Source organism: Kaarinaea lacus (assembly GCF_975902315.1).
Genome location: NZ_CDLKIE010000081.1, coordinates 1 through 6519, shown reverse-complemented (window position 1 = coordinate 6519; position 6519 = coordinate 1). Strand labels below are relative to the sequence as shown.

At 49.4% G+C, this 6519-nt stretch carries 5 protein-coding genes; all 5 read right to left on the bottom strand.

Annotated features, from left to right (window positions below; all coding sequences use genetic code 11):
- Window positions 1–395, bottom strand: a 395-nt coding sequence (pheA, locus tag ACWVCM_RS01870; protein WP_455200002.1) for a chorismate mutase, incomplete at its 3' end; no start/stop codon positions are given.
- A gap of 50 nt (window positions 396–445) precedes the next feature.
- Window positions 446–1624, bottom strand: coding sequence for a phosphoglycerate dehydrogenase (locus ACWVCM_RS01865; RefSeq protein WP_455200001.1), 1179 nt, complete (start codon window positions 1622–1624; stop codon window positions 446–448).
- A gap of 79 nt (window positions 1625–1703) precedes the next feature.
- Window positions 1704–2780 carry a 3-phosphoserine/phosphohydroxythreonine transaminase gene (gene serC / locus ACWVCM_RS01860; protein WP_455200000.1) on the bottom strand — a complete coding sequence of 359 codons (1077 nt, stop codon included), beginning with the start codon at window positions 2778–2780 and terminating at the stop codon, window positions 1704–1706.
- Between the two features lie 129 nt (window positions 2781–2909).
- Window positions 2910–5465, bottom strand: a complete 2556-nt coding sequence (gene gyrA, locus ACWVCM_RS01855; RefSeq protein ID WP_455199999.1) for a DNA gyrase subunit A — start codon at window positions 5463–5465, stop codon at window positions 2910–2912.
- A 230-nt stretch (window positions 5466–5695) separates the two neighbouring features.
- Window positions 5696–6519: S-methyl-5-thioribose-1-phosphate isomerase (mtnA, locus tag ACWVCM_RS01850; protein ID WP_455199998.1), on the bottom strand; the 824-nt coding region annotated here is incomplete at its 5' end.

The window sequence follows — 6519 nt, the reverse complement described above, 5'->3', positions numbered from 1 at the left end:
TCCACTTCACGGAACACATCATCGATGGTACCCAGTGGTTCAGTACTAACGGAGTGACCAAAGTGTTTTAAGGCAGCGGCCTGGGTGAAGGTTCCCTCGGGCCCCAGGTACGCAATCGACATTGGCATTTCCAGCGCCAGGCACGCGGACATTATCTCGCGAAACAAACGCGCCATTTCCTCATCGGGTATGGGACCCTTGTTACGCGCCAGTATTTCTCTCAGTACCTGCGCTTCCCGCTCGGGCCGGTAAAAGGCCACGTCCTCTCCGGAAGCTTCTTTCAGTTTGGCTACTTCCTTAGCCACAGCGCCACGCTCATTGATCAATTCCTGGATTTGCTGATCCAGCTTATCAATGCGATCACGCAGGGTTTGTAGTTTTTTGTCGTCAGCCATTATAAATTTTGAATATGAGCAACTTGCTAAAATAGTGCGGCTTCAGAGGCTTAATCAACCCATCCTTCACAGGTACGGACAGCTAACACCCCTTCAATCCTGGCAATTTCATTCAGGACATTCTCAGGCACCGGTTGGTTCACATCGGTTAACGTATAAGCCAGGTCGCCTTTTGATTTGTTTAACATGTCAATAATGTTTAAACCGGCATCGGCCATCGCCGTTGAAATCTGACCAACCATATTGGGTACGTTAGTATTAACGATACCAATACGACAACCATCGGTGTGCGGCATAACCACTTCAGGAAAATTCACCGAGTTCACTATATTGCCTTTTTCCAGGTAGTCGCGTACCTGCTCCGCCACCATAATTGCGCAATTATCTTCAGCTTCTGCCGTCGACGCACCCAGGTGCGGTAAAGTAATCACGCGCTCGTGATTCTTCAGCAAGTTTGTGGGAAAATCGCAGACGTAAGCGTAAATCTTACCTTCTTTGATAGCCGCCGAAACCGCTTCATCGTCCACAATCCCGGCACGGGCAAAATTCAATATCACCGCGCTTTTTTTCATTAATCGCAATCGCTCAGCGTTAATCATGTTGCGCGTCGCGTCAATCAGGGGAACATGAAAGGTTAAATAATCCACCTTGGACAACAGGTCATCGATACCTTTGGCTTTTTCCACAGCAGAAGACAATTTCCAGGCTCCTTCAACCGTGATACCGGGATCATAACCAATGACCTTCATACCTAGCGAAGCCGCAGAATTTGCAACCCGACGACCGATAGCGCCCAGGCCAACGACGCCCAGCGTTCGGCCCGGCAGTTCAAAGCCACCAAAGTTTTTCTTACCGGCTTCGACCGCTTTACTGATTTCTTCGTCACTGCCTTGCAGGTTTTTTGAAAAATCCCAGGCCTGACAAATATTACGGGAAGCCAGTAACATACCAGCTATGACCAGCTCTTTCACCGCATTGGCATTTGCGCCGGGCGCATTAAATACGGGTATTCCCAATTTGCTCATCTTGTCTACGGGAATATTATTGACACCTGCGCCTGCCCTGCCCACAGCTTTTAAACTGGATGGTATCTCCATATCGTGCATTTTGAAGGAACGCAATAAAATCGCATCCGGATGTTGAATTTCCGAAGCAATTTCATATTTGTCGCGCGGCAAACGCTCCAAACCTTTTATGGAAATATTATTGAGTGTCAAAATCTTGAACATGCTAATTCCCTACTTTGTGCTTGTAACTGGGTATCAAATATCGATAAGCGAGTATAGTTAAGCCTGGGCGTTTTCTTTCTTAGCCGTTGCGCTTTTCAAAGTCCGCCATGAATGCAATCAATGCATCCACACCTTCTTCAGGCATGGCATTGTAAATACTGGCGCGCATACCGCCGACAGAACGGTGGCCTTTCAAGGTTACCAAACCATTTTCTTTCGCTTCGGCAAGAAAAGTGGCATCCAGTTCGGCATCTGCCAGGGTAAACGGAACATTCATCCAGGAACGTGAACCAGGCTGCACGGGGTTTTGATAAAACGATGAATTATCAATCGCCGCATAGAGTTTATCTGCTTTGCGTGAATTGATTTCCGCCATTTCCTGCAATCCACCTTTGCGTTTAATCCATTGAAACACCAGGCCCGCCATGTACCAGCCATAAGTGGGTGGCGTGTTATACATGCTGCCACTTTCAACATGTGTCTTGTAATCAAACATGGCAGGCAAACCCTCTGCCTTTTCCGCCAGGTCTTCACGAATGATCACAACAGTTAGTCCAGCCGGGCCAATGTTCTTCTGTGCCCCCGCATAAATGATTCCAAAATGATTGACGTCGATGGGCCGGGACAGAATCGTTGAAGACATATCGGCGACGAGCGGTACATCACCGGTATCCGGCACATAGGAGAATTCGACACCGCCAATGGTTTCGTTGGGCGTGTAGTGAACATAGGCTGCACCTGAATCCAGTTTCAGCTCTTCCTGTTCGGGTGCGCGAGTAAATTTAGTATCTTCCGTGGTAGCCGCAATATTAACATTGGTAATGCGCCTGGCTTCCGCGATGGCTTTTTTAGACCAGGAACCGGTGTTAATGTAGTCCGCCTTACCGTTAGCGGCGAGATTCATTGGAATCATGGCGAATTGCGCTGACGCCCCACCTTGCAGAAACAACACTTTATAGTTGTCCGGAATATCCATCACTTCGCGCAAATCAGCTTCTGCCTGTTCAGCGATGGACATGAATTCCTTGCCACGATGACTCATCTCCATAACCGACATACCGGACCCCTGCCAATCCAGCATCTCTTCTCTGGCTTGCATTAATACTTCTTCGGGAATAGCGGCGGGACCTGCACTAAAATTATAGACTCGTGTCATCTGACAACCCCTTTAATATGTGATATGAATTTGTAAACCCAGGACTAGCAACATTGTGGCACACAGATCGCAAAGCATTACTAATCAGCAAAGAGTAAAACGAAAAACTACTGTAATATTCCAGCGTAATTATCCGGCTTCTTCTTCGTCAGCCTGCTCATCGACAATTGGCTCCAGGCCTGCCAGTTTTTCACCCTTACTCAGCCCAATGAGACGCACACCCTGGGTGTTACGACCTAGCACGGAAATTTCGGCGACACGGGTACGCACCAGCGTGCCGCCGTCGGTAATCAGCATGATTTCATTCTCATCGCCCACTAACGCGGCGCCCACGACATCACCATTGCGCTCATTGACCTGTATTGAAACAACACCCTGTCCACCACGACCATGAACCGGGTAATTCTCAAGTGCCGTACGTTTTCCAAACCCGTTGGCAGTGGCGGTTAACACAGAGCCCGCAGCCTCTTCATCGGCGATGATCAATGAAATAACTTTCTGATCGTCTGCCAGTTTAATGCCTCGCACGCCGCTGGCGTTGCGCCCCATGGGTCGTACGTTATTTTCCTTGAAACGAATAACCTTGCCCGCACTGCTAAACAACATCACGTCACGTTTGCCATCGGTAAGGTCAACACCCACCAGCTGGTCACCTTCACGTAAATCAATGGCGATAATGCCACTGGCGCGAGGACGTGAAAAATCCTTTAACGGGGTTTTCTTAACCGTACCGTTCGATGTGGCGAAGAAGATATACTCGCCTTCTTTGTATTCTTTAATAGGCAACACCGCTGTAATCCGTTCATCCGGACTCAAAGGCAACAAATTCACGATGGGTTTACCGCGCGCGGTTCGACCCGCCTGCGGTAATTCAAAAACTTTCTTCCAGTACACCTTACCAAAACTGGAGAAACACAAAATCGTGTCGTGGGTATTGGCAATAAACAGCTTATCAACGAAATCTTCATCTTTGGTGGTAGTCGCTGTTTTGCCTCGCCCACCCCGACGTTGGGCGCGATAGTCAGTCAGGGGTTGTGCTTTTGCGTAGCCTTCATGGGACAGCGTTACAACAACATCTTCCTCGCTAATCAGGTCTTCCATGCTAAGGTCGACGTGAGTTTCGTTGATTTCTGTGCGACGCTCATCACCAAAGCGCTCTTTAACATCGACCAGTTCATCACGAATGACCTGCATCAAGCGCGCACTATCGGCCAGTATTTCGCGCAAACCACGAATGGTTTCCAGCAGTTCTTTATATTCATCGATGATTTTTTCCTGCTCGAGTCCCGTTAAGCGATGTAAGCGTAAATCCAGGATTGCCTGCGCCTGGGCTTCACTCAAACGATAACCCTTGTCGCTTAAACCAAACTCGGGAGCGAGACCATCGGGACGAGATGCTTCTGCACCGGCGCGCTCCAACATCTTCACGACAATGCCAGGTTCCCAGGTATTTTCCAGCAAGCCTTTTTTCGCTTCTGCCGGATTTGCTGCCGCCTTGATTAAAGCAATTATCGGATCAATGTTGGCCAGAGCAACGGCCAAACCTTCCAGCGTATGGGCACGTTCACGGGCCTTACGCAGTTCGAACACCGTGCGACGTGTAACAACCTCTTTACGATGATCAATGAATGCCGAAATAACCTGCCGCAGGTTCAGCAACCGTGGCTGCCCATCAACCAGGGCCACCATGTTAATACCGAACACGGACTGTAGTTGTGTCAAACTATAAAGATTGTTGAGTAGCACTTCCGCCACTTCACCGCGACGTAACTCGATCACAATCCGCATGCCATCTTTATCGGATTCGTCACGTAGTTCAGATACGCCTTCAATTTTCTTATCTTTAACCAGCTCCGCAATCTTTTCGATTAAGCGCGCCTTGTTAACCTGGTACGGCAACTCGGTAACGATAATGCGTTGTTTGTCTTTTGCGTATTCTTCAATTTCCGTTTTGGCGCGCACATAGATACGGCCGCGGCCGGTACGATATGCCGAATGAATTCCCGCCGTACCATTTATGATGCCAGCCGTAGGAAAGTCGGGGCCGGGAATGTGTTCCATCAAGCCACGTACATCGATGTTATTATCATCGATAAAGGCCACGCAGGCATTGATAACTTCGGACAGATTATGCGGCGGTATATTGGTCGCCATACCCACGGCGATACCGGAAGCACCGTTAATTAGCAGTGAAGGAATACGCGCGGGAAATACCGCGGGTTCTTTTTCTGATTCGTCGTAGTTGGGAATAAAATCGACGGTTTCTTTATCGATGTCTGCCAGCAGTTCGTGGGCAATACGGGACATGCGCACTTCGGTGTAACGCATGGCGGCAGCGGCATCTCCATCCACCGAGCCAAAGTTACCCTGACCATCGACCAGCATGTAACGCAAGGAAAACGGTTGTGCCATGCGCACAATAGTGTCGTATACCGCGGTATCACCATGCGGATGGTATTTACCAATAACGTCACCGACGATACGTGCAGATTTTTTATAGGGCTTGTTCCAGTCATTGCCTAATTCGCTCATGGCATACAAGGCCCGCCGATGTACCGGCTTCATGCCATCACGCACATCCGGTAAAGCGCGTCCCACGATAACGCTCATGGCGTAGTCGAGGTACGACTGCTTCATTTCCTCTTCAATATCGATCGGGAGAACTTCTTTTGCGAAATCTACCATCTTGGGGCTTTATCTCTGGGCTCTTTTCTCTTTAATACACAAAAGTTGCAAAGCAAAAGTTACTCAGTAAAAGTAACTAGAATGATTAATTGTTGGCCAATTATGTTCTCAATATTTTTATGCAGCGCCGATTTATCCGACGAATCATACCATACTAGTGGTCCCCACTGCATCTAATAAAAAAACGCAGAGAACGGATATATGAAAGCCTGAGATGAATTGAAGGATTTTTATGATGCGTTTTTCATCATAGCCGCGACCTTTTCAGCGTTTGGCGATTTCACCACGCCGCGCTCGGTCACTATGACGTCAACCAGCTCAGCCGGGGTCACATCAAAGGCCGGATTCCAGCCCTGAGCACCCGGCGGGCTAATTCTTTGCCCGTTAAGCATTAATACTTCGTCAGGATCTCGTTGCTCAATGGGAATGTCTTTACCCGACATGAGCGCCATATCAACGGTTGAAGTTGGCGCCACTACCATGAACTTGACGCCGTGATGCCGGGCATTTACCGCCAGGGAATAAGTACCGATTTTATTGGCGACATCACCATTGGCAGTAATACGGTCCGATCCGACAATCACCCACTGCACCAAACCTTGCTGCATCAGAGAAGCAGCAGCACCATCCGCTAACAGGGTCACTGGAATGTTATCCTGAGTCAGCTCCCATGCCGTTAACCGGGAACCCTGCAACCAGGGCCGGGTTTCATCAGCATATACCTGCTCCAGTTTCCTGGCCGAATAAGCGCTTCGGATGACGCCCAACGCAGTGCCATATCCGCCGGTGGCCAGAGAGCCCGTATTACAGTGCGTTAATACCGAGCTGCCTGGTTGAATAAGCTCGGCACCGGCTTGCCCCATGCGCTGGTTAGCTTCCAGGTCATCCTGATGAATGCGCTTTGCGGCCTGCTCCAGCTGCTCCAGTGGATTGTCACCTGCTGCAGCGATAACCTCGCGCATGCACTCTATCGCCCAAAACAGGTTCACCGCCGTTGGCCGGGAGTCTGCCAGTAATGTGAGATCAGCTTCTAAAGCCTGTTGCCAGCTATCGG

What these genes read in the sequence shown, in the direction of transcription:
- ACWVCM_RS01865 (WP_455200001.1), bottom strand. Translation starts at nt 1,624, where the DNA reads ATGTTCAAGATTTTGACACTCAATAATATTTCCATAAAAGGTTTGGAG.
- gyrA (WP_455199999.1), bottom strand. Translation starts at nt 5,465, where the DNA reads ATGGTAGATTTCGCAAAAGAAGTTCTCCCGATCGATATTGAAGAGGAA.
- serC (WP_455200000.1), bottom strand. Translation starts at nt 2,780, where the DNA reads ATGACACGAGTCTATAATTTTAGTGCAGGTCCCGCCGCTATTCCCGAA.